Origin of the sequence: Chitinophaga sp. RAB17, from assembly GCF_052114225.1 — a bacterium.
Classification (GTDB): Bacteria; Bacteroidota; Bacteroidia; order Chitinophagales; family Chitinophagaceae; genus Chitinophaga.
In genome coordinates, this window is record NZ_JBFREI010000006.1 from 554,024 (window position 1) to 574,900 (window position 20,877).

A 20,877-nucleotide genomic window follows, 5' to 3' on the forward strand; every position below is an offset into this window, starting at 1 on the left:
TTAGCTTTTAGCCTTTTTTAGCTTTTAGCCTTTTTTAGCTTTTAGCCTTTTTTAGCTTTTAGCCATTAGCTTTTAGCTTTTAGCAAATGCAGCGAAGATCATAATATGTCAATCTTCGCTGCATTTGCTAAAAGCTAAAAGCTAATGGCTAAAAGCTAAAAAAGGTTAAAAGCTATTCAGCTATTTATGTATTTCTGATGTAAAATTGAACTGGATATCCGGATTGTTGGTGCGCTCGGTATTCAGGTACCACTCGGACTGTGCCAGGTAAACGAGGTGGCCGTCTTTATCTTCCACGATATTGGAAGATTTAAAGCGGATGAATTCTTCTATTTTATCTTTAGGACCGGTAAGCCAGCAGGCTTTATAGAACTGGAGGGTGTTAAACTGACATGCTGCACCGTATTCCTGCAGGAGGCGGTACTGGATTACTTCAAACTGCAGTTCACCCACGCAACCAATGATTTTGCGGTTGCCACCATGCTGTGTAAACAACTGGGCAACCCCTTCGTCTGTCAGCTGACGTATACCTTTTTCCAGCTGTTTGGTCTTCATCGGGTCCTTGTTCACCAGTTCTTTAAACAGTTCAGGAGAGAAGCTTGGAATGCCGGTAATGTAGAAGTTTTCGCCTTCGGTTAAGGTATCACCGATTTTAAAGTTACCGGTATCAAATAACCCTACCACGTCTCCGGGGTAAGCATCATCCACCACATTTTTTTCACGGGCGAGGAAGCTGTATGGGTTACTGAACCTAACGTCTTTGTCTAAACGAACGTGGTGATAAAACTTGTTACGTTCAAATTTACCGGAGCAAACACGGAGAAACGCAATACGGTCGCGATGACGCGGATCGAGGTTTGCATGTATTTTAAAGACAAACCCACTGAATTTGTCTTCATTTACATCTACTTCGCGGGAGGTAGCGGTACGGTTGCGGGGAATGGGAGCGATGTCTACGAAGGTATCCAGCAGGTCTTTCACGCCGAAATTGTTAACGGCGCTACCAAAGAAAACCGGCGCCAGTTTGCCGGCGAGGTAATCTTCCCGGTTGAAGGTATCGTAAACGCCTTCTATCAGTTCCACATCGCCACGCAGCTGAGCAGCATCTTTTGCGTTGAAATGTTCATCCACGTAGCTGCTGCTGAGATCTGCCAGCGGCACGATATCTTCATCAGTGGCTTTCTTGTTGGGCAGGAAGGCCACCAGGCTTTTATCATACAGGTTATATACCCCTTTGAAGTCGCTACCCATGTTAATGGGCCAGCTGAGTGGTCTTACACGGATGCTGAGTTTTTCTTCCAGTTCATCCAGCAGATCGAAAGGATATTTACCGTCGCGGTCCATTTTATTCACGAAGATGATAACAGGCGTATCGCGCATGCGACACACTTCCATCAATCTTTCGGTTTGTTCTTCCACCCCTTTCACACAGTCGATCACCAGCACTACGCTGTCTACTGCCGTCAGTGTGCGGTAGGTATCTTCTGCAAAGTCCTTGTGACCGGGCGTATCCAGGAGATTAACGAGGATATCGCGATATTCAAAGGTCATAACAGAAGTGGCTACCGAGATACCTCTCTGTCTTTCAATTTCCATGAAATCCGAAGTGGTATGCTTCTTTATCTTATTGGACTTCACCGCACCGGCTGTTTGAATAGCACCGCCGAACAGGAGGAATTTCTCTGTCAGCGTGGTTTTACCGGCATCCGGGTGAGCGATGATAGCAAAGGATTTTCTTTTACTGATTTCGTTAGCGTACTTCATAAATATCCGAAAAATGGCAGCAAAGGTAACTAAATTTTTTGTCCGGCTATATTTCGTGTTTATTGGCGCTGCCGGTGAACATAAATCCGCTAAATTTGAAATATGATAGCAACCCTTAAAATATTATGGAATAGTTTCAAAATGGCGATGCAGGAGCTGCGGGTGAATAAGCTGCGCACCTTTTTATCGTTGTTTGGAATTACCATAGGTATCTTCTGTATTATTGCGGTACTTACACTGACAGGCAGCCTGGAACATAACATCAGAAAGGATCTGTCCGATCTGGGAGAAGATGTGATTTATCTGCAGAAGTGGCCCTGGGGAGGTAATGGCGAATATGCGTGGTGGAAATATATGAACCGCCCGGAGCCTGAATATAAAGATCTAAAGCCGATACAAGATAAGGTGCATAGCGCTGTCTATGCGTCTTTTAACTTTGACGCGAGTGGCAAGAAGGTAGAATTTGGTGATGATTATATGGATGGGGTGACGATGATGGCGGTTACCAATGATTTTGACCAGATACAAACCCTGCAGATACTCGATGGACGCTTTTTTGCCAACAGCGAGAGTAATAGTGGCGCCAATGTGGCTATTCTCGGCTTTACCATCTGGGATGGTTTGTTTTCTTCTCCGGAATCTGCTATGGGGAAAATGGTGAAGGTAGCCGGCCGGGATGTGAAAGTGATAGGCGTACTGAAGAAAAAAGGAGAAAGTATGATCGGGGCAGGTAGTTTCGACAATGCGATCATCCTGCCTTATCGTTTTGCAAGGACGGTGGTAGATGAACGTCGTTTTGCTGATCCTTATATATTGGTGAAGGCGAGACCTGGTGTGAGCCTGGATCAGCTGAAAGATGAGCTGAGAGGAGTGATGCGGGCTACTCACCGGTTAAGACCACGGGAGGAAGATGATTTTGCGCTGAATGAAATCAGTTCTGCCAATGACAGTCTGAACTCCATGTTTGGCGCTATTAATCTTGGCGGCGGCTTTATTGCCTTCTTTTCCCTGATAGTAGGTGGTTTTGGTATTGCCAATATTATGTTTGTGACCGTAAAAGAACGAACGAATATCATCGGGTTGAAAAAAGCCATCGGTGCCCGCCGCAATATTATCCTGATGGAGTTTTTGCTGGAATCTGTGTGTCTTTGTTTATTCGGGGGCTTGCTGGGGCTATTTATGGTTTATCTTCTGACAATAATTATTAATTCGGTGAGCTCCTTTGAAATGGTTATATCCGTTGGTGCCTTTATTGCCGGTTTGGTAGTTTCCGTTGGTGTAGGAGTATTGGCAGGGTTTATCCCGGCTTATATTGCGGCCAGACTGGATCCTGTGGTGGCTATCCGGAGTAATTAGACAGATAAATATTTGGGCAGCAGTGATGTTGTTGTACAGGCGGGGTTTTCCCGCCTTTTTTTTATTAATTTTGCAGCTTATGTCTGTTAAAATATTAGCGATAGAATCATCCTGTGATGATACAGGGGCGGCGGTACTGGTAGATGGAAAGGTGCTATCCAATCACATTGCCAATCAGAAAGTACATGAACAGTATGGAGGAGTAGTGCCGGAGCTGGCTTCCAGGGCTCACCAGGAGAACATTGTACCGGTAGTGGATATCGCCCTGCAAACGGCGGGAGTAAAACGGGAGGAGCTAAGTGCGATTGCGTTTACCCAATCACCGGGGCTGATAGGTTCCTTGCTGGTAGGGAGTTGCTTTGCCAAGTCTATGGCGATGGCGCTCGACATTCCGCTGATAGGTGTGCACCATATGCAGGCACATGTACTGGCTAACTTTATAGATGATCCCAAACCTGACTTCCCTTTTTTGTGCTTAACCGTTTCCGGTGGTCATACGCAGATTGTTTTATGTGAAAGTCCGCTGCGTATGCGGGTGATCGGTGAAACGCTGGATGACGCCGCCGGTGAAGCATTTGATAAAAGTGCCAAAATACTGGGACTGCCTTACCCCGGCGGCCCGTTAATAGATAAATACGCTCAAACCGGTAACCCTGACCGTTTTAAATTTACGGAACCCCGGATACCTGAGTTGAACTTTAGTTTCAGCGGATTGAAAACCGGGATATTATATTTTCTGCAGGAAAACCAGCAGAAAAATCCCGATTTTATTCAGCAGAATTTGCCGGATATCTGCGCCTCCATACAGCAGCGCATCGTGAGTATCCTGTTAAATAAAGTGGTGAAAGCCGCTGAGGAAACGGGTATACGTGATATCGCCATTGCTGGCGGCGTGAGTGCCAACAGTGGTTTGCGAAAGACCCTGGAACTATATGGGCAAAAACACCACTGGCGTACTTTCATTCCAAAATTTGAGTATTGTACAGATAACGCAGGCATGATTGCTATTACGGCTTATTATAAATTCCTGGCAGGCGATTTTGCCGCATTGGACGTGGTGCCAACTGCAAGAGCAGCTTTTTAGCTTTTAGCCGTTAGCTTTTAGCTGTTAGCAAATGCAGCGAAAATAACATTTTATGATCTCCGCTGCATTTGCTAACAGCTAAAAGCTAACGGCTAAAAGCTATTTCAAACCAGCTTTTGATAAAATCCTATGCTTTTCCTTGCCTCAATCGATTTAGCTTTATGTCCGGTTATAACAGCAAATTATCTATGAAGAAAATCTTGATTGCTTTATTCGGTCTGGTGATGACCTTTCAACTGGTGTCGGCGCAGGAACTGGCCGCACATACGGAGTGGAAGAACCAGAAATATTCCATGTTCATTCACTGGGGAGCTATTTATTCTACGCTGGGCGGCGTTTGGGAAGGTAAGCCTGTAACCCGGGGGTATAGTGAGCAGATACAATCGCATGCGGGTATTTATAGTGATGTTTATGGAGATGTGGCTAAAAGATTCCATCCGGAGCAGTGGAATGCAGACTCGATTGTTTTGCTGGCAAAGGCGGCGGGTATGAAATCGGTGGTGATGACATCGAAGCACCATGATGGTTTTTGTATGTTTCATTCTGCCTTTACAGATTATAATGTAGTAGATGCTACACCGTTTAAACGCGATGTGCTGAAAGAATTATCGGATGCCTGTCAGCGTAACGGCCTGAAGTTCGGGATGTATTTTTCCTTGATCGACTGGCATTTTCCGCAGGCATATCCTATCTCCAGCAGCAATAGTGATCCTATTACACCGGAGCATCATGAATATAATAAGAAGCAGGTGACGGAGCTGATGACCAACTACGGTCCGGTGTCAGAGATATGGTTTGATATGGGTTCCCTGACAGCGCAGCAGAGCAGGGAACTGGCAGAAATAGTACATCGCCTGCAGCCGGGCTGTATGGTGAGTGGCCGTTTAGGGAATGATGCCGGCGATTTTTGTGTGATGGGAGACAATCAGTATCCTGATTACAAAATTGCGTCTGCCTGGCAAACGCCGGCTTCTGTGTATGATGAAACATGGGGTTACCGTAGCTGGCAGCAGCATGGTAAAGCGGAAGATAAAGCGCATGAGAAACTGGAAGGGCTGATTAAAGTGGTAAGCCGCGGCGGGAACTACCTGTTAAACATCGGGCCACGTGGAGACGGGTCAGTTGTAGATTTTGAAAGAGATGTATTACTGCTGAATGGCGCCTGGCTGAAACTAAATGGTGAAGCCATTTACAGCGCATCGGCGAATCCATTTGACACTACTTTTACCTGGGGGGAAGTCACTACCAAACCTGGTAAATTATACCTGCATTTATTGCAGACACCAGCAAATGGGGCTATTATTTTACCTGGATTGAACAGTAAGATCAGCCAGGTGACACTGCTGAGCAGTGGCAAACAAGTGCCGGTTAAGATAACCGTGAAAGGAGGCAATACGCATATCCAGTTGCCTACCGGTTTTACTGTTGCAGATAAGGACATTGTGGTATTATCGCTTACCTGTAAAGAAGGGGTGAGTATTACTCCGCAGCACTTGTTGAAGGAGGCTACCCGTTTGACAAGAGATAACGCTACACCGTTGTTCAGTTTCTCCGGCGTGGATTACGAAAGCTATTACCGCAGCCAGGTAGGTGATTCCTGGGCGTTTACCGCTACGAAACCAGCCCGCCTGCAGTTGATCTACAGCGATGCGGAAAAGGGTCGTCGTATTCGTTTTACGTTGAATGGTACCACCAAAGAGGTGTTGCTGAATGGTGGTACTACTATGCCGCTGCATAATGATCCGGCTGCTTTGCAGTGGGGTCCTATGTATAGCGCTGGTCCTTTCTGGTCAGGGATTGATGGTACTCATGGATCGGTGAAAGATATAGATCCTGCAAAGCCATGGCCTGATAAAGATAGTAAAGGATGGACGCTGCACAACGACTGGCAGAATGATGCGCTGATAAAATGGGAGGCCGACAGAAGTGTAGCACAATATATTTTACAGGAAATTACCACTGCCAAAGCGGGTGATTACCTGGTAGGCTTCACCAGTGGAGATGGCATTGCGGTATATTTAAATGGAGAAGAACAGGTATTACATAATAATCCTGAAAGAGGGGGAGTGGCAACTGAAGTGGTGCTGTTATCCCTGAAAGCAGGCAGGAATCAGTTGGTGGCAAAATCATACAGCCGTTTTGCAAAGCAGTCTGTAGTAGCCATTAACCGCAATGTACCGCAAGTATTATATGTGCAGTCACTGGATGCAATGGTAAAAGGAAACGGGAAGGTAGAAACGTGTGAGATCCGCGAGGCCGATCCGGTATCTGTGCATCGTAATCTGCGGATGCCTAACCTGGCAGTCGTGATGGAGTCAAAATAACAATGGCAAATACATTTTTTAAATTTAAAGAGTTTACCGTTCACCAGGAGCATTGCGCCATGAAGGTGTGTACAGATGCCTGTATACAAGGAGCTTTTACGGCGCAATACCTAGTGGATAAAAATACAACGGTGCCGGCTATACTGGATATAGGAGCCGGCACCGGGTTGCTCAGTTTGATGCTGGCGCAGCGTATTCCCGCCACCATCACTGCCGTGGAGCTGGATGCTGGCGCGGCACAACAGGCCCTGGATAATTTTGCTGCTTCTCCATGGGCTAACCGGCTATCCCTCATGCAAACGGACATACGAAAAATGGACAACGGATTGTCCTATGATTTCATCATTACTAATCCGCCGTTTTATGAAAGTGCGCTGAAAAGCGGGCATGCACAGAAAGACCAGGCGATGCATGCCACCAACCTCAGTTATAAAGAACTGATTTCGGCGATTGATCGGCAGTTATCACTATCAGGTGAAGTATCGGTATTATTGCCTTATAATGAATTTGAAACCTTCCGTGAACTGGCGCTGGTAGCCGGATTTTATCTTCAGCGGGTATTGTATATCCGACAGAGTGTAAACCATGGCTTCTTTCGGACTACGGGTATATTTGGGAGAACCCCTGGAGCTGCTGTAGTACAGGAACTCGCTATATATGATGCCAGCAATGTATATACCAGTCAGTTTGCAGCGTTATTGCAGCCATTTTACTTATATCTATAGCTATTTTGTAATTCTTGGGACCTATTAATCCTGATCATGTACCGAGGGGATGTATAAATGGGGCCGGCTCGGCCTATGTAAGTGGGATATGAGAAGGGAAATGAATATCGTTACATCGTAGAGCATATTCACAAGCCTGATGTAAAAGGTACAGGATGTAATTTTGAACAGGATGGGATGGATCTTACGGGGCAGGGACTATGTCGTACCTCGGTGTGTTTTCCTACGTTTGTGAAGAGCTTTTTGTATGTGGCTGCCGGCTTTACCCTTTCCACCGTTTGCGAGGGAAGTGCACCTTTAAGGTGGTCAATGATACGGGTGTAACGAATGTACTATGGGATTTTGGAGATGGCACCACCTCCACGCAGCTATCTCCTGAACATCTTTATGTGAGTCATAAAACCTACACTCCGAAAGCAGCCGTTACTGCGACGTGTAGTACTAATGATAAAACCAGTGAGGTAGTTATTGATGGTAAAATAGGTAGCGCGGTTACTAAATTTATCTGTGAAGGGAGTACTTATGTTTTGCCGGACGGTAGGACAATTAACACTGAAGGAACTTATGTCAGCACTATAAAAAGAGCACGCAGTAATTGCGATAGCATGATTACAACTATTTTGAAGTTTGTTTAATTATAAACCAATAACAGTAGCAGTACAGCCAGGGTATCAGTATTTGTGTGGGAATGGCAGCACCATCAACGCGTAGGTGATTCGTTATCCCGGCCCCTACCGGGTGAGTGTTAGCAATGAGTGTAGTGCCAAAATGTTACAGACGGAGGCAAAGGATCGCGCGACGGACTTGTATGTGTCTAATACATTTACTTCTAACAGAGGCGGGCAGAATGATGTATTTCGGTTACGTACCCCGCATGGGCTGGTATTACTGGAATTTAGGATACTTAATCGTTGGGAAGCAGAAGTATATGTCTCCACTGACATATTACGGGGATGGGATGGTATCTGTAAAGGAGCGCTGCAGCCTGTAGGTAGCTATGTTTATTTTATCCGTTATAAAAATATTGAAGGGAAGAGAAGGTGCAGAAAGGGGTGTTCATTTGTTACGATAATTTATCAGGAGATACCTTTTGCATAATCTTCCAGGTAATCAAATGCAGGAGAGAGTGCTCCTTTGCTGGTGATGGTGGCCCGGCTGATCATGTCGCTGTCGTTTTTCAGTAATTCTTCAAATACATATTTCATCAGCTGATCACCGAAATACTGGGAAGCATCCCGGGGGAGTTCGTTGGGTAAATTGCTGACGCACATCATGTCGATGGTACCAGGCAGATAGGGTGCTGTTTGCTCCATTGTATCCTTTGTAACGCCGTATACGGGGTCTTCTATGGTACTATCGCCCAGGTTGCAGGGGATAGAGCCATTGGTGTCGTCTGTGATGTCTGCAATGACCTGTATACGAAAATTGTCTTTTTTCAGGTCTGCAGCCTGGAAGAGGGGAGGGATGTTATGGTCCCAGTAGATGCCGTTCATCAGGATATCGCTGGCGGTAACATAAGGGAGGAAGCGGCATTCGTAGTTTTCAGGATGTGCGTGAAAGTCGGTCCTGCTATATGTTTTATCGTCTTTTTTCAGGTATAGTTCTCCTGCTTTCAATTGTGTATATACGGGATAGGCGTAGCTGTTAATCAGGTATTCTTCTGGCGGGAGGTATTTGATGCCGAGCAGGCCCATGATTTCCAAAGCGCCGGCAGCAACGCGTCCGGAGCCGGTGATTACGATTTTCAGAGGTGGCAGTTTGATGCCGAAGTAATGCGCGATCAGCTCCTGGAAATCGTGGCAGGTATGTACTCTTTTAAAATGAAAGCTTTTTGTTTTTTCGCCATAGGCCATCAATCCGTTGTGCGCCCCCACGATACCGGCAAAGAAGCCGAAGCCCAGGATGCGTTGCCCGTCAGGATGTACAAGGCATTCATAGTCGATCAGCGTAATGTTTTTTTGCAGCATCGTTTGCAGCATGTGTTGGTTATGCGGCTGTTTCTTTTTGGTATGGCTGAAGAAAAGATAGGTTTTACCTGCTATCAGTTTATCTACGGGAACCTCTTTAATACCCAGGAGTATGGCGCATCCCGAGAGATCTTCCTGTAATGGGATACCGGCTTTTTCATACTCTTCATCCGTAAAGCAACGCAGGGGAGATGGCTGTACGTATAGCCGTACCTGTGGGAAATGGTGCATGATCCATTGGCATTGTTTGGGAGTAAAGGCCACCCTGTTATCGTGTGGATGTTTATCTTCCCGGATCAGTCCTATATGTATCGTGTTTTCCATCTTTGAATTTACAGTATTTTAATGAACCGGGAGATGCCGGAAATGTTAAGGTGTGATGGCCATAGGGGTGGTTTTTAGGCTAAAATGGCGAGTTTGCAGGAAAGAATTTTACGAATAAAATGCGGTAGGAAGATTTGCTGTAGTTGTTTGTGATGGCTGATTTTGTAGGTATTTTATGATAGCTGTCAGTGGTTTGTACCCTGCTTTTTTCTTATTTAAATGAAAAATTTTCTTGGAGAATAAAAAAGAGTTTCTATATTTGCATCCCGCAATTGACGCGGCGAGTTCTTGTAAAATGATTGCCCAGATGGCGGAATTGGTAGACGCGCTAGACTCAAAATCTTGTTTTCGAAAGGGAGTGCAGGTTCGATTCCTGTTCTGGGCACCCTGATTATCAATGTCTTAAGAAGGCTCACGAAAGTGGGCCTTTTTTATTTGCACAAAAGTTGCCAGCAAAGAAAAGTGCAGGAAGCAAAGAACTAAGCCTTTGAAATTACAATTACTACGGACACATCTCTCCACAATTTTTCCAACTTCATCTTATCAGGGTTCACTGTTTATATTATAACTAAACTATTGCCTGGATTTTGAGCTGCAATGAAAGCTGTAAATTCACGAAGACATGGGATCAAGTTGAAAAGTTGGGGGATAGTGTGAATTTTAAGCATAAAGTTTATAGTGTATTAAGAACACCCATCATTATAGTCAGCATTACCTTTTCATTATGTAGGCTCCGTCCAGGCTATGCTTAGCATCCGCTATGTACCTATAGTTGCAGCGCAGGAGAGGTGGACTTGATGCGGGGATGAGTTCCGGATGTATAACCGGGATGAAATTGCATCAGAAGACAGATGGAGGTCGGAAATGGCCATAGCAATGCTGCTTCCCTACCAGGGGGGAGCTGTGGAAAGAGATAGACTATTTAAAGAAAGCAGGTATAAAAGGGTTTATTCATCAAAATATCTCCAGGGGCAGGATCGCTTTATTCCAGTTGAATTACAGCTGGATATGCGTGTGTATAGGTAAGGTCTGGAAGCAATCTTGTCCGCTTGGGGTAAGTGCGTTTTTTAGCATATCTGGGCACTTGTGGCGCTGCCACCGCAATAATGTCGGCGGCCATATATTGTCTGTTGCCGGATGGGCCATCCTTGTACATCGCTCTTACCTGGAAAACTACTACCAGTAAACCCTGCCCGGGTACATCCAGTGAAACATTTGTTTCCTGGAAAGTGGTATCGGGGGCTATCATGAGCGTAACCGTTTCGCTACCCGCCACCTGGCGTGATATAAAATCAATACGCTTAGCGATCACTTTTACTTCCAGGACAGCAATACCTTTATACCCGGCGATGGTTTGTGCGGGAATATTTAATATTCCGTTAGGGAAAAGCCGGGGAGCTACCGGAAAAAAATGATCTACACCGGTATGCTGATTGAAGCGGAAGCCAGTTATGGCTGCATGATGATCGCCGGCAGCAATGAGTAGCTTGTTTAGCCGATTGATGTGCCCGCCGTCACAATGGACATCCAGGTGGGGGTAGAAAGCATGCCGGATAAAAGCGCCTTTCCTGCTGGCGATGCCAAAGCGCCGGGATGCGCGGCGGGTAGCAGTGGTTTGCCGTACGCTTTCAGGCATGGAGCGCAGAAAGTATTCGCCATTGCGCTTATACCCAATGAGATGGCCGAGTTTTCCCGTAAAAGAAATGATAGACATTTGTTTTGCCATGGGAGATTATTTTGATAAGATAAATATAAGATAATTCAGGGAACGTGTTTGCGGGGTAGATGGAAGATTCGCTACAGCTAATGCCATGAGAATTGTATAATATTCAAAGATAGTTCGATGGGGATTTTAGAATGGCAAATGCGGGTGTATGGGCATTTAGAGCATATTGAAAAAAGATATCCCGCAGGTTTTCAACTTGATCCAAGACACGCCGATTTAATAACGGTGAATTTTTTTGTTTATCATTTATTATGATAAGTAATCATCATGATAACTCATACTTTTGTTTTCTTTGTGTGCTGTAGCAGATCATGTTAAAAAATGAATGAAGGAGATTTTTTGAGAAGAAGATGGGATAAATCTGGCATGTTGGCATACAATAAACAATAGGTTCGAGTAACAGCTGGATTGATCGTTATAGAAATGAATGATATCATTCTTGATGTAATGGTTGGTGTTGCGAACAATGATGTACCAGGCGGCAGTGCGATAACGTCTAAAACCCAACTATATCCATTTGTTTTTTGTAATTTCCGGGAGACATTCCGGTGATTTGTTTAAAAATTCTGGAAAAGTAAAATACATTTTCAAAACCTGTTTGTGTAGCAATTTCAGCAAAAGTCATCTGGGTTGTTACCATCAGGTATTGGGCCCGCTCGATTCTTTTTTCCTGTATATATTTCACCGGCCTTTCTCCGGTGTGCTGATGGAAAAGGCGTGAAAAATAATCTGTATGCAGGTTGGCTCTTTTCGCCAGAGCTGTTACTGATAAATCGCGGTGTAAGTTTAACTGAATATGACTGATGGCATTTAAAATTTTTGCCGGCACCTGTTGCGCATCGTTGTATTTAAATGCGTCTTGTGTTAGAAAGCGCGAAACCAATTGGAGCAGGATTCCATGAGTTTCCGTAAATGTTGACATGCTTTGCCGGTTGTTAAGATCCTGGTAGGCTTTATAAAAAGTGTTTTTTTCATACACCTTGGGATTGTCGGAACCATTGATACCTCTGCCGGGATTAATTTCCAATAGGCGCGCAAAGTTAAGTATATCAATTTCCATCGCCTTTACCTTGAAAATGGATCTGTTATTTTCGAATAATGAAATACCATCCGAGGATTCCTCAAAAAACTGTACGAAATGCTGGCTAAGATAATGTGGGCATACCAGGTTGCATAACGTGAAGCTTGGTATAATATACAGAAAGCCAGGCTCAAGTGTGATCTTAGTTGACGCATCCCAGATTTCTCCTGCTCCCGCATCGATATAATATATCCTGAAATATGGGCTGATCACATTTTTATAATTCCATTTGGAATCAAGCTTTACATGGTCAACGTTCAATAACGTGAATGTTTGTTTTAGTGTTCTTTTAATCATACGATATTGTTAACGACTGAAACATGCCATCCGGAATACTGCTATTTACTTTTACGGTTGGTATATTCCTTCAATGTTACAGTTTTGTTATAACAATGATAGGTAAATAGTCGGTTTTGTATAAAAAAAAGTCCAATTAGGCTAAATGTTGGGTAGCTATTTCGGAGTAAGTTTGATTTGTCAATTAGGCTTTCTGTGATGTGCCGGGAATTGCCGGTAAAAACAGGTAATTCCCGGCACATCAGAGCAGCCGGTAAAATTAAATTCCATGAAAAGAAGAACGTTGATAAAAGGATTAGCTACGGGTCTGTCATCCCTATATCTATCTGATCTTTATGCACACAGTTTGTTAAAGACCGAGTCAATTCCACGCATGGCGCCAGGTCCATTTCAGCCTACCTGGGATTCACTGGGGCAATACCAGGTGCCGGACTGGTTTCGTGATGCAAAATTTGGTATATGGGCGCATTGGGGGCCTCAATGTCAGCCGGAACACGGTGACTGGTACGCCCGCGGCATGTACGAAGAAGGAAGTGATCATTATAAATATCATCTTCAAAAATATGGTCACCCTTCGAAGTTTGGCTTTAAGGATGTAATAAATGACTGGAAGGCGGAGAACTGGCATCCGGAAGAACTGGTGGCCTTATACAAAAAGGCTGGCGCCAGATATTTTATGGCCATGGCCAATCACCACGATAATTTTGATTTGTACGATAGCAAATATCATTCATGGAATGCTACTAAGCTGGGACCCAAAAAGGATCTCATAGGGGGCTGGGCAAAAGCAGCCAAAGAACAGGAGCTGCCCTTCGGAGTTACTGTCCACGCTTCTCATGCCTGGACCTGGTATGAGGTGGCCCGGCGTTCAGATAAAATGGGACCCTATGCCGGTATCTCTTACGATGGTAAGCTGACCAAAGCCGATGGCAGCAATAAATGGTGGAAGGGTTATGATCCCCAGGAATTGTATGCTCAAAATCATGCGTTGAGTAAAGATAGTTTGAAAGGGGATATGGGCGCCTACTGGGACTGGGGGAATGGTGCAAGTGTACCTGACAAGGCCTACTGTGACAAATTCTTAAAACGGACCATTGATCTCATTGATAAATATGGCCCCGAGCTTATTTATTTTGATGACAACGCATTGCCGCTTTGGCCAGTAAGTGATGCAGGTTTAAAAATAGCTGCGCATCTCTATAATGCCAGTATCAAAAAACACGGAAAATTACAGGCCGCTTTGTTCGGAAAAAGATTGAATGAGCAGCAACGCAAATGTATGATATGGGATATTGAGCGTGGACAGAGTAACCAGATAGAACCACTGCCCTGGCAAACGGACACCTGTATTGGCGGCTGGCATTACGATCGTCGCCTGTTCGATAACAAAGGATATAAAAGCGCTAAAACAGTAGTGCACACGCTGGTAGATGTGGTCAGTAAAAATGGTAATCTTTTACTTAATATTCCCGTACGTGGAGATGGTACCATCGACAGTGAAGAGCGTGGCGTTGTGGAGCAGGTGGCTGACTGGATGCAGGTCAACAGTGAAGCGATCTACAGTACGCGTCCCTGGAAAGTATTTGGGGAGGGGCCTGCCATGGAGTCAGTAGTAGCGTTAAGTGCTCAAGGCTTTAATGAAGGAAAGGGCAAACCTTTTGTAGCGGGGGATATTCGTTTTACTACAAAGGGTAAAACACTGTATGCAGTTATGTTGGGCTGGCCGGCAAATAATGCAATATTAGTGAAGTCCCTGGCTGCAAATGATCAGGTAGGAAAAGTGAGCCAGGTAAGCCTGCTTGGAAACGACCGGCTGAATTTTCAGCAAACATCCGAAGGCCTGAAGGTACAATTGCCGGAACAACCACCGTGTAAAGAGGCTTTTGTATTAAAAATTGAAGGAGCGATCGTTTGAGTACCAGGATGAATACATACATACGTTACCTGTTTGCGGAATAGGCCGCCTGATAGATCCCTGTTAAATTTAAAATTCAAATGGCAAAGAACCCTACATTATTCCCGTTTATACTGATTACAAGCCTGTTTTTTTTATGGGGTTTTGCACATAACCTTGATCCTATATTAATACCGCATTTGCAGAAATCATTTACGCTGACTACAGTTCAGGCTACACTGGTTGATTCTGCCGTGTTTATCGCTTATTTTCTGATGGCTTTACCGGCTGGCTTGATTATGAAAAAGTATGGCTATAAAACAGGAATTATCGTAGGGCTATTGGTTTTTGCCCTGGGCTCGTTTTTGTTTATTCCTGCAGCCAATACACAGCAGTATACGTTTTTTCTGATCGCATTATTTATTATTGCCTGCGGCCTGACTATTTTGGAAACAGCGGCAAATCCTTACGCATCATCACTTGGAGACCCTGCATCGTCTACACAGCGGTTGAATCTTGCACAATCATTTAATGGCCTGGCAGCTACGCTTGCACCTGTGATTGGCGCACGGGTCATCCTTACAAAAGGATATACAGCTACGCAATTAAGCACCATGACAGCAGAAGGTCGTCAACTTGCGCTTGCTGCGGAAGCCGCCACGGTGAAAATGCCTTATTTTATTTTGGGAAGCGTACTGGTATTAATAGCGATCATTTTTGCCTTTACCCGCCTGCCGGCGATCAGGACAAATGAAGGAGATACAACCAGCAAGCATATTTTTCACGCCTTTAAGCACCAGCACCTGACCTGGAGCGTGGTGGCGCAATTCTTTTATGTAGGTGCGCAGGTATGCGTGTTTAGCCTGTTTATTCTTTATGCAACAAAGGCTGCGGGTATTACAGAAGTAGAGGCTGCTGATTACCTGGGAGCATGTGGCCTGGCATTTTTAGTAGGAAGATTTATCGGGACTTATTTAATGCAATATTTCAATTCTGCCCGGTTGCTGGCGGTATATGCAGTTATTAATATTTTGCTTTGCATAATCGCGATCTGTGGATCTGGCATGATTACGATTTATACAGTAATTGGTATCTGCTTTTTTATGTCTATCATGTTTCCTACCATCTTTGCGCTTGGCATCAAGGGATTACGCGGCGACACCGAGTTTGGAAGCAGTTTAATCATTATGTCTATTGTTGGAGGCGCAGTTTTGCCAAGGATATTTGGCTATATCAGCGATGTAACCGGGAATATTCAATATGGTTACGTGGTGCCATTGGTCTGCTTCCTGGCTGTGGCCTTCTTCGGATTTAAAGGTCATCGTGTAAAAATGAAATCTGAAAAATTAATTGCTTCACCTATTCTTTGAAAATAAGTAGTCATCGGTATGGAAAAACTCATATTGCCGGAAGTAATTTTTGGCACGAGCGGGTTAGGAAATTTATATATAGCACTCCCGGATGAAATGAAGCGTTCCATTGTTAGTGAATGTATAAAATATTCGCCAGGTCCGGTTGTATTTGATTCCGCGGGCAAGTATGGTGCAGGACTGGCGCTGGAGGCTTTGGGCCGGAGTTTAAAACAATTGCAGATTGCCCCCTCGGATGTGCTGATCAGCAATAAGCTGGGGTGGTTGCGTACTGAATTAAAAACAACGGAACCCACTTTTGAACCGGGTGTATGGCGAAACCTGGAACATGACGCTGTTCAAAAAATAAGTTACCAGGGCATCCTGGAATGCTATAAACAAGGTAATGAATTATTGGGTGACTATCGTGCGGACCTGGTATCCGTGCACGATCCCGATGAATACCTCCTGGCATCCGGGAATGAACAGGAGTGGCAGCAACGTTATCAGGATATACTGGATGCTTACCGTGCCTTACATGAATTGAAACAGGCCGGTAAGGTCAAAGCTATAGGAGTCGGAGCTAAGGATTGGCGGATCATAGCGAAAATAGTGCAGGATGTAAAGCTTGACTGGGTGATGATTGCAAATAGTATGACTATTCATAGTCATCCTTTGGCGTTGGTGGATTTTATGTTAAAGCTGGAGCAGCAGGATATTGCCATTATAAATTCGTCTGTTTTTAACGGAGGCTTCTTAACCGGATCTGCTTATTACAATTATCAATTAACAGATCCGGTAAAAGATAAGGCGTTATATGGCTGGCGGGAGCAGTTCTACCAGTTATGTCTCGATTATAATATCAAGCCTGTAGAGGCATGTGTGATTTTTGGCCTGAAGGCACCTGGTGTCCGGAGTATCGCTTTAAATACTACACAAGCGGAAAGGGTAGCACAAAATGTTGCATTGCCTCAATCAATCATTCCCGAAGGATTCTGGAAAGAAATGGAGCATGTTGGATTGATTGATCCTACCTATGCATCCAGTTATTTGTAAATATTAAATGAAGCTATGAAAAGATATTGTTTAGCGCTTGATCTGAAGGACGATCCCCAGCTGATTGCAGAATATGAATACTGGCACAAAGCAGAGAACGGCTGGCCGGAAGTAAGAAAGAGCATTCTGAACGCAGGAATTGCAGAAATGGAGATTTATAGAACAGGTAATCGCTTAATGATGATTATGGAGACAACAGATTTCTATAATGAGCAGCAAAAAAAGGCATCAGATGCAGCTAATCCTAAAGTGCAGGAGTGGGAACAATTAATGTGGAAGTTCCAGCAGCCATTACCCTGGGCAAAAGAAGGAGAAAAGTGGGTAATGATGGAACAAATCTTTCAACTTTAAAAAAATATCATGCGAACAATAGTTTGTGAGGAGCCGCGAAGATTGGTATTACAGGATACACAAAGACAAGTACCGGGAGAAGGTTATGTCCAGATCAGGATTCGCCGGATCGGCGTTTGTGGCACAGATCTGCATGCCTTCGAAGGAACGCAGCCTTATTTTAGCTATCCACGTATTTTAGGGCATGAACTTTCGGGTGAATTAGAGGACTGCAACGGAGCGCATGGATTTTCCAACGGAGAAATCGTAACTTTTATTCCCTACTTTAATTGTGGTGATTGTATTGCCTGTAGGTCAGGAAAGCCCAATTGCTGCGTTAAAATGAATGTTTGCGGCGTTCATGTTGACGGAGGCATGAGGGAGTACCTGAATGTGCCTGCCTACGCCTTGGTACATGGCAATGGCCTGGGATATGATGATCTGGCACTGGTTGAACCTTTGGCCATTGGTGCACATAGTATCAGACGGGCAGACGTAAAACCCGGCGAATTTGTATTGGTGATTGGTGCTGGTCCCATCGGATTAGGGATCATGGAATTTGCGCGTATTGCGGGTGCTAAAGTAATTGCTGTAGATGTTAATGTCAAAAGATTGGCATTTTGCAAAGAAAAATTGAAAGTTGATCATATCATCGATGCATCCAATGAAAACGTAGCGGAGCAGCTGGCTGCAATTACTAACGGAGATATGGCAACAGTAGTTATAGATGCCACCGGTAATTTAAAGGCAATAAATAACAGCTTTCAATATATCGCACACGGCGGCAGATATGTTCTGGTAGGGTTGCAGAAAGCGGATATCAGTTTCAGTCATCCGGAATTCCACAAGCGGGAAGCTACATTAATGAGCAGCCGTAATGCAACACGGGAGGATTTTGATCACGTTATCGCCTCCATCAGAAAAGGTTGGGTGCAACCGGCCAATTATATAACTCATCGTATTGCATTTGAAAAAGTTGTCAACGAATTTGAAAGCTTGCTGGATCCTTCCAATGGAGTTATTAAAGCAATTATAGAATTGGATTGATGAGGTAAGGTAAAATTTCCTTTGACAAAAGCTATCGACTCCGGAAAAAATAACGGCAATAAGCACCTTGGTGATTATTGCCGTTATTGGTACGCTTTTCTTATACAGGTTATTCCTGTTTGCTTATGTGGAATGGTGTTATGATACGTTTATTGCTTAATCACCTTGAATGATTTTGTCCATGTACTTCCTGTTACTTTAATGATATAAGTATTTGGTTTGAGGGAGGCGCCCAATTCCAATCGGTTTTTAATGGCGGCAGGTTTTATAGACTCAATGACCCGACCTGTCATATCAAGTATTTCAACAAGCGTTATCTTTTCGTTGTTATTAATTACCAGATTAAAAATTGATGAAGATGGATTAGGATATACCGTGAACTGGACAGGTTGTTTGTCGATGGAGGATTTGCTGACAAATGCCTCGGATGCCGATTGCGCTGCTGTCCGGGCATTGGCTGCAGTAGAGGTCCACTGCTGGTTAAAGCTGGAACTTGTATTCCATTGGGCCAGGTCAGCACCGTTGCCTGTTTGACCGAGGCCATCAAGGTATAAACCAGTTGCCCTGTTCCTGAACTTCACAAAGCCTCCGCTATTTTCCATGGTCCATTGCTGATTGTTACTGCTACTGCTGGTCCATTGTCCGGCGATTGATCCGTTGGACGTTCTGCCCATTCCATCTAAATATAATCCTGTGGCCCGGTTTTTCAGCTTTACATAGCTTCCGGTTGTTTCTAAAGCCCATTGCTGGTTATAACTTCCGCTATTGCTCCATTGTGAACAGTTATCTCCGTTGGATGTTCTGCCTATTCCATCCATCAATAAGCCGGTAGCGCGATTAGCCAGGGTAATATAGCCTGATGGAGATCCGCCGGCACCCTGCATGATAGCATTAATTACGCCCTGGTCATTTACTGCTGCCGTACTGCGGTTAAATAAACCAAAATCAGCTGCGCCATTATCCCAGTAAACTGGAATCATACCTTTACTCTTTGCGGAACTGGTAACATATTTATTAAAGTATTCCCTGGATGCCAGGTGTAGTGAAAGATCAGCAGGATTGGTTCTTTTTATTGCACCAAATTCACCAATGATTACCGGAATGCCATTATCTACGAACTTCGTTTTCATCAATCCCAGGGCACGTTCAACTTCGCTCTCCTCTCCCCAGGTACTGTTGCGGTCTGTTTGTGTGGTAGAATGGAAGCCATTTCCCCAATAGTAAAACATGGTGCCCCAGGAGGCATCTGCCGTCAGGCCGCAAAATTGCCATGGCGCGTAATAGTGAACTTCCATCATCAGACGGTTGGAAATCTGATCGGTTGGCATAGTATTCATCAGGTTATAGGTATTGTCTATATTTGTAGACGGCCCTTGTATGATAAGACTGCGGGAACTGTTATTTCCCCCCGTTGCGCGAACCGCATTTATAAAGGTCTGGTGATAAGACAATAAAACTGACATACCTGTTGCATCGCTGACAGCCGGCTCATTGGCACTGGCAAAAAGTAAATGTTCGTTATAGTTTTTAAAATAATTGGCAATCTGGGTCCAGTAATTTTGTTGTTTGGCATTTACGGCGTTTTGTGCGCCGGGCGTGCAGTTATTCTCCAACCAGCCGCCATCCCAGTGGATGTTTATGATGACGTACATATTATTACTAATACAGTAATCTACCACTGTTTTCACGCGGGCTATCCATGTAGCATCAATTACTCCGTTGCTGGTATGGCAATCCCAGGCACAGGGGATGCGCACTGTATTGAAACCAGCAGCCTTTACTGCATTGATCAGCGCCTGGCTGGTATTTGGATTCCCCCAGGCATTTTCACCGCAAATGGCATCCAGCGTATTCCCAAGGTTCCAGCCTACTTTCATCTGGCTGGCCACCTGCTGCGCAGCAGGTAGCTGACTCCATGCTGGAATGGATAAGAAAATACCGGCTGCTGCAAATAGCAATTTGCATTTGTATTTTAACTTTGCTGATAAGCATAAAAGATGTTTCATGGTGTTAGTTGTTTGAGATTGGTTGAAAGAGATGATTAACTATATTTTTGTTCGCGGATGCTGGTATATCTGAGAGAGGTAAGCTATATTTGCCAGTAGCGTTTGGCTTATGGGAATGAACTGCTTTTTATTTTTGTCGTGGAATAAATTATAGTAGCAGATCATCTGCGAATATCCCTGTAAGCAGGTATTCAGATGAAAGAAACAATGGTGTCGCAGTGCTCCCTTTTTAACAGCAATACAGTACCCTTACATTATTTGCAAAAGTATAAAGCCTTGTTGGGCGTCTCTGATCATAGGGGTTTTATGGCAATATTTTTTTATGTGTTTAATTGACACTTAAGAATAGTAATTTACGGCGGCAGACTTTTTGAGGAGGAAATACAAAACAGGAAAGCCTGGAAAACAGGCAACAATAGGAATTTTTTCATAACGAGGCATGTTAACTACGTGGAGTAATATTATAAAGTTATATAGTCCATCCCATAATGAGGGGTATGGAATATTCCGGATTAGGGTATATAATGTTACAATACCCTGGAAAAAA

At 44.3% G+C, this 20,877-nt stretch carries 16 protein-coding genes and 1 tRNA gene; 12 read left to right on the forward strand and 5 right to left on the reverse strand.

From position 1 onward, the window contains the following. Nucleotides 1–180: 180 nt before the first annotated feature. Entirely contained in the window at nt 181–1,764 is a 1,584-nt protein-coding gene (locus AB4Z08_RS21870) for a peptide chain release factor 3 (protein ID WP_441575911.1), read from the reverse strand. 102 nt (nt 1,765–1,866) lie between these two features. Between AB4Z08_RS21870 and AB4Z08_RS21875 the strand changes: the two genes are divergently transcribed. The 6 genes from AB4Z08_RS21875 to AB4Z08_RS21900 all read left to right on the forward strand — a co-directional run bounded on the left by AB4Z08_RS21875 (nt 1,867) and on the right by AB4Z08_RS21900 (nt 8,351). Continuing rightward, entirely contained in the window at nt 1,867–3,120 is a 1,254-nt protein-coding gene (locus tag AB4Z08_RS21875; RefSeq protein ID WP_441575912.1) for an ABC transporter permease, read from the forward strand. 79 nt (nt 3,121–3,199) lie between these two features. Beyond that, a complete protein-coding gene (gene tsaD, locus AB4Z08_RS21880; protein WP_441575913.1) occupies nt 3,200–4,204 on the forward strand; it encodes a tRNA (adenosine(37)-N6)-threonylcarbamoyltransferase complex transferase subunit TsaD in 1,005 nt (334 codons plus the stop codon). A gap of 188 nt (nt 4,205–4,392) precedes the next feature. Continuing rightward, on the forward strand, nt 4,393–6,528 hold the full coding sequence (locus AB4Z08_RS21885; protein ID WP_441575914.1) for an alpha-L-fucosidase: 2,136 nt from the start codon (nt 4,393–4,395) through the stop codon (nt 6,526–6,528). A gap of 2 nt (nt 6,529–6,530) precedes the next feature. Then, nucleotides 6,531–7,253 (forward strand): tRNA1(Val) (adenine(37)-N6)-methyltransferase, encoded by a 723-nt coding sequence (locus AB4Z08_RS21890; RefSeq protein WP_441575915.1) that lies wholly within the window; start codon nt 6,531–6,533, stop codon nt 7,251–7,253. A gap of 200 nt (nt 7,254–7,453) precedes the next feature. Further along, a complete protein-coding gene (locus AB4Z08_RS21895) occupies nt 7,454–7,888 on the forward strand; it encodes a PKD domain-containing protein (RefSeq protein ID WP_441575916.1) in 435 nt (144 codons plus the stop codon). Between the two features lie 133 nt (nt 7,889–8,021). Next, nucleotides 8,022–8,351, forward strand: a complete 330-nt coding sequence (locus tag AB4Z08_RS21900; RefSeq protein WP_441575917.1) for a gliding motility-associated C-terminal domain-containing protein — start codon at nt 8,022–8,024, stop codon at nt 8,349–8,351. On the opposite strand, the gene AB4Z08_RS21905 is transcribed toward AB4Z08_RS21900, so the two are convergent. Continuing rightward, the gene (locus AB4Z08_RS21905; RefSeq protein WP_441575918.1) at nt 8,330–9,544 is read right to left on the reverse strand and encodes an NAD(P)-dependent oxidoreductase; all 1,215 of its coding nucleotides are present in this window, start codon (nt 9,542–9,544) and stop codon (nt 8,330–8,332) included. The two genes, AB4Z08_RS21900 and AB4Z08_RS21905, sit on opposite strands and share 22 nt — an antisense overlap. A gap of 301 nt (nt 9,545–9,845) precedes the next feature. On the opposite strand from AB4Z08_RS21905, the gene AB4Z08_RS21910 reads away from it, so the two are divergent. Beyond that, nucleotides 9,846–9,929: transfer RNA gene (locus AB4Z08_RS21910), tRNA-Leu, on the forward strand. A 597-nt stretch (nt 9,930–10,526) separates the two neighbouring features. On the opposite strand, the gene AB4Z08_RS21915 is transcribed toward AB4Z08_RS21910, so the two are convergent. After that, on the reverse strand, nt 10,527–11,270 hold the full coding sequence (locus tag AB4Z08_RS21915) for a hypothetical protein (protein ID WP_441575919.1): 744 nt from the start codon (nt 11,268–11,270) through the stop codon (nt 10,527–10,529). A gap of 496 nt (nt 11,271–11,766) precedes the next feature. Continuing rightward, on the reverse strand, nt 11,767–12,648 hold the full coding sequence (locus tag AB4Z08_RS21920; RefSeq protein WP_441575920.1) for a helix-turn-helix domain-containing protein: 882 nt from the start codon (nt 12,646–12,648) through the stop codon (nt 11,767–11,769). A 268-nt stretch (nt 12,649–12,916) separates the two neighbouring features. On the opposite strand from AB4Z08_RS21920, the gene AB4Z08_RS21925 reads away from it, so the two are divergent. The 5 genes from AB4Z08_RS21925 to AB4Z08_RS21945 all read left to right on the forward strand — a co-directional run bounded on the left by AB4Z08_RS21925 (nt 12,917) and on the right by AB4Z08_RS21945 (nt 18,324). Further along, complete coding sequence (locus tag AB4Z08_RS21925; protein WP_441575921.1) at nt 12,917–14,563, forward strand: alpha-L-fucosidase; 1,647 nt, start codon at nt 12,917–12,919, stop codon at nt 14,561–14,563. An 80-nt stretch (nt 14,564–14,643) separates the two neighbouring features. After that, on the forward strand, nt 14,644–15,912 hold the full coding sequence (gene fucP, locus AB4Z08_RS21930) for an L-fucose:H+ symporter permease (protein ID WP_441575922.1): 1,269 nt from the start codon (nt 14,644–14,646) through the stop codon (nt 15,910–15,912). 18 nt (nt 15,913–15,930) lie between these two features. Next, nucleotides 15,931–16,947 carry an aldo/keto reductase gene (locus tag AB4Z08_RS21935; protein WP_441575923.1) on the forward strand — a complete coding sequence of 339 codons (1,017 nt, stop codon included), beginning with the start codon at nt 15,931–15,933 and terminating at the stop codon, nt 16,945–16,947. Nucleotides 16,948–16,962: 15 nt separating this feature from the next. Next, complete coding sequence (locus AB4Z08_RS21940; RefSeq protein WP_441575924.1) at nt 16,963–17,298, forward strand: L-rhamnose mutarotase; 336 nt, start codon at nt 16,963–16,965, stop codon at nt 17,296–17,298. Between the two features lie 9 nt (nt 17,299–17,307). Next, a complete protein-coding gene (locus tag AB4Z08_RS21945) occupies nt 17,308–18,324 on the forward strand; it encodes a zinc-binding alcohol dehydrogenase family protein (protein WP_441575925.1) in 1,017 nt (338 codons plus the stop codon). Nucleotides 18,325–18,473: 149 nt separating this feature from the next. Here the strand turns inward: AB4Z08_RS21945 and AB4Z08_RS21950 are convergent, their stop codons facing one another. After that, nucleotides 18,474–20,330: a cellulase family glycosylhydrolase gene (locus AB4Z08_RS21950; protein WP_441575926.1), complete on the reverse strand. Its 1,857-nt coding sequence runs from the start codon at nt 20,328–20,330 to the stop codon at nt 18,474–18,476. Nucleotides 20,331–20,877 lie beyond the last annotated feature (547 nt).

What these genes read in the sequence shown, in the direction of transcription:
- AB4Z08_RS21870 (WP_441575911.1), bottom strand. Translation starts at nt 1,764, where the DNA reads ATGAAGTACGCTAACGAAATCAGTAAAAGAAAATCCTTTGCTATCATC.
- AB4Z08_RS21875 (WP_441575912.1), top strand. Translation starts at nt 1,867, where the DNA reads ATGATAGCAACCCTTAAAATATTATGGAATAGTTTCAAAATGGCGATG.
- tsaD (WP_441575913.1), top strand. Translation starts at nt 3,200, where the DNA reads ATGTCTGTTAAAATATTAGCGATAGAATCATCCTGTGATGATACAGGG.
- AB4Z08_RS21885 (WP_441575914.1), top strand. Translation starts at nt 4,393, where the DNA reads ATGAAGAAAATCTTGATTGCTTTATTCGGTCTGGTGATGACCTTTCAA.
- AB4Z08_RS21890 (WP_441575915.1), top strand. Translation starts at nt 6,531, where the DNA reads ATGGCAAATACATTTTTTAAATTTAAAGAGTTTACCGTTCACCAGGAG.
- AB4Z08_RS21895 (WP_441575916.1), top strand. Translation starts at nt 7,454, where the DNA reads ATGTCGTACCTCGGTGTGTTTTCCTACGTTTGTGAAGAGCTTTTTGTA.
- AB4Z08_RS21900 (WP_441575917.1), top strand. Translation starts at nt 8,022, where the DNA reads ATGTTACAGACGGAGGCAAAGGATCGCGCGACGGACTTGTATGTGTCT.
- AB4Z08_RS21905 (WP_441575918.1), bottom strand. Translation starts at nt 9,544, where the DNA reads ATGGAAAACACGATACATATAGGACTGATCCGGGAAGATAAACATCCA.
- AB4Z08_RS21915 (WP_441575919.1), bottom strand. Translation starts at nt 11,270, where the DNA reads ATGGCAAAACAAATGTCTATCATTTCTTTTACGGGAAAACTCGGCCAT.
- AB4Z08_RS21920 (WP_441575920.1), bottom strand. Translation starts at nt 12,648, where the DNA reads ATGATTAAAAGAACACTAAAACAAACATTCACGTTATTGAACGTTGAC.
- AB4Z08_RS21925 (WP_441575921.1), top strand. Translation starts at nt 12,917, where the DNA reads ATGAAAAGAAGAACGTTGATAAAAGGATTAGCTACGGGTCTGTCATCC.
- fucP (WP_441575922.1), top strand. Translation starts at nt 14,644, where the DNA reads ATGGCAAAGAACCCTACATTATTCCCGTTTATACTGATTACAAGCCTG.
- AB4Z08_RS21935 (WP_441575923.1), top strand. Translation starts at nt 15,931, where the DNA reads ATGGAAAAACTCATATTGCCGGAAGTAATTTTTGGCACGAGCGGGTTA.
- AB4Z08_RS21940 (WP_441575924.1), top strand. Translation starts at nt 16,963, where the DNA reads ATGAAAAGATATTGTTTAGCGCTTGATCTGAAGGACGATCCCCAGCTG.
- AB4Z08_RS21945 (WP_441575925.1), top strand. Translation starts at nt 17,308, where the DNA reads ATGCGAACAATAGTTTGTGAGGAGCCGCGAAGATTGGTATTACAGGAT.
- AB4Z08_RS21950 (WP_441575926.1), bottom strand. Translation starts at nt 20,330, where the DNA reads ATGAAACATCTTTTATGCTTATCAGCAAAGTTAAAATACAAATGCAAA.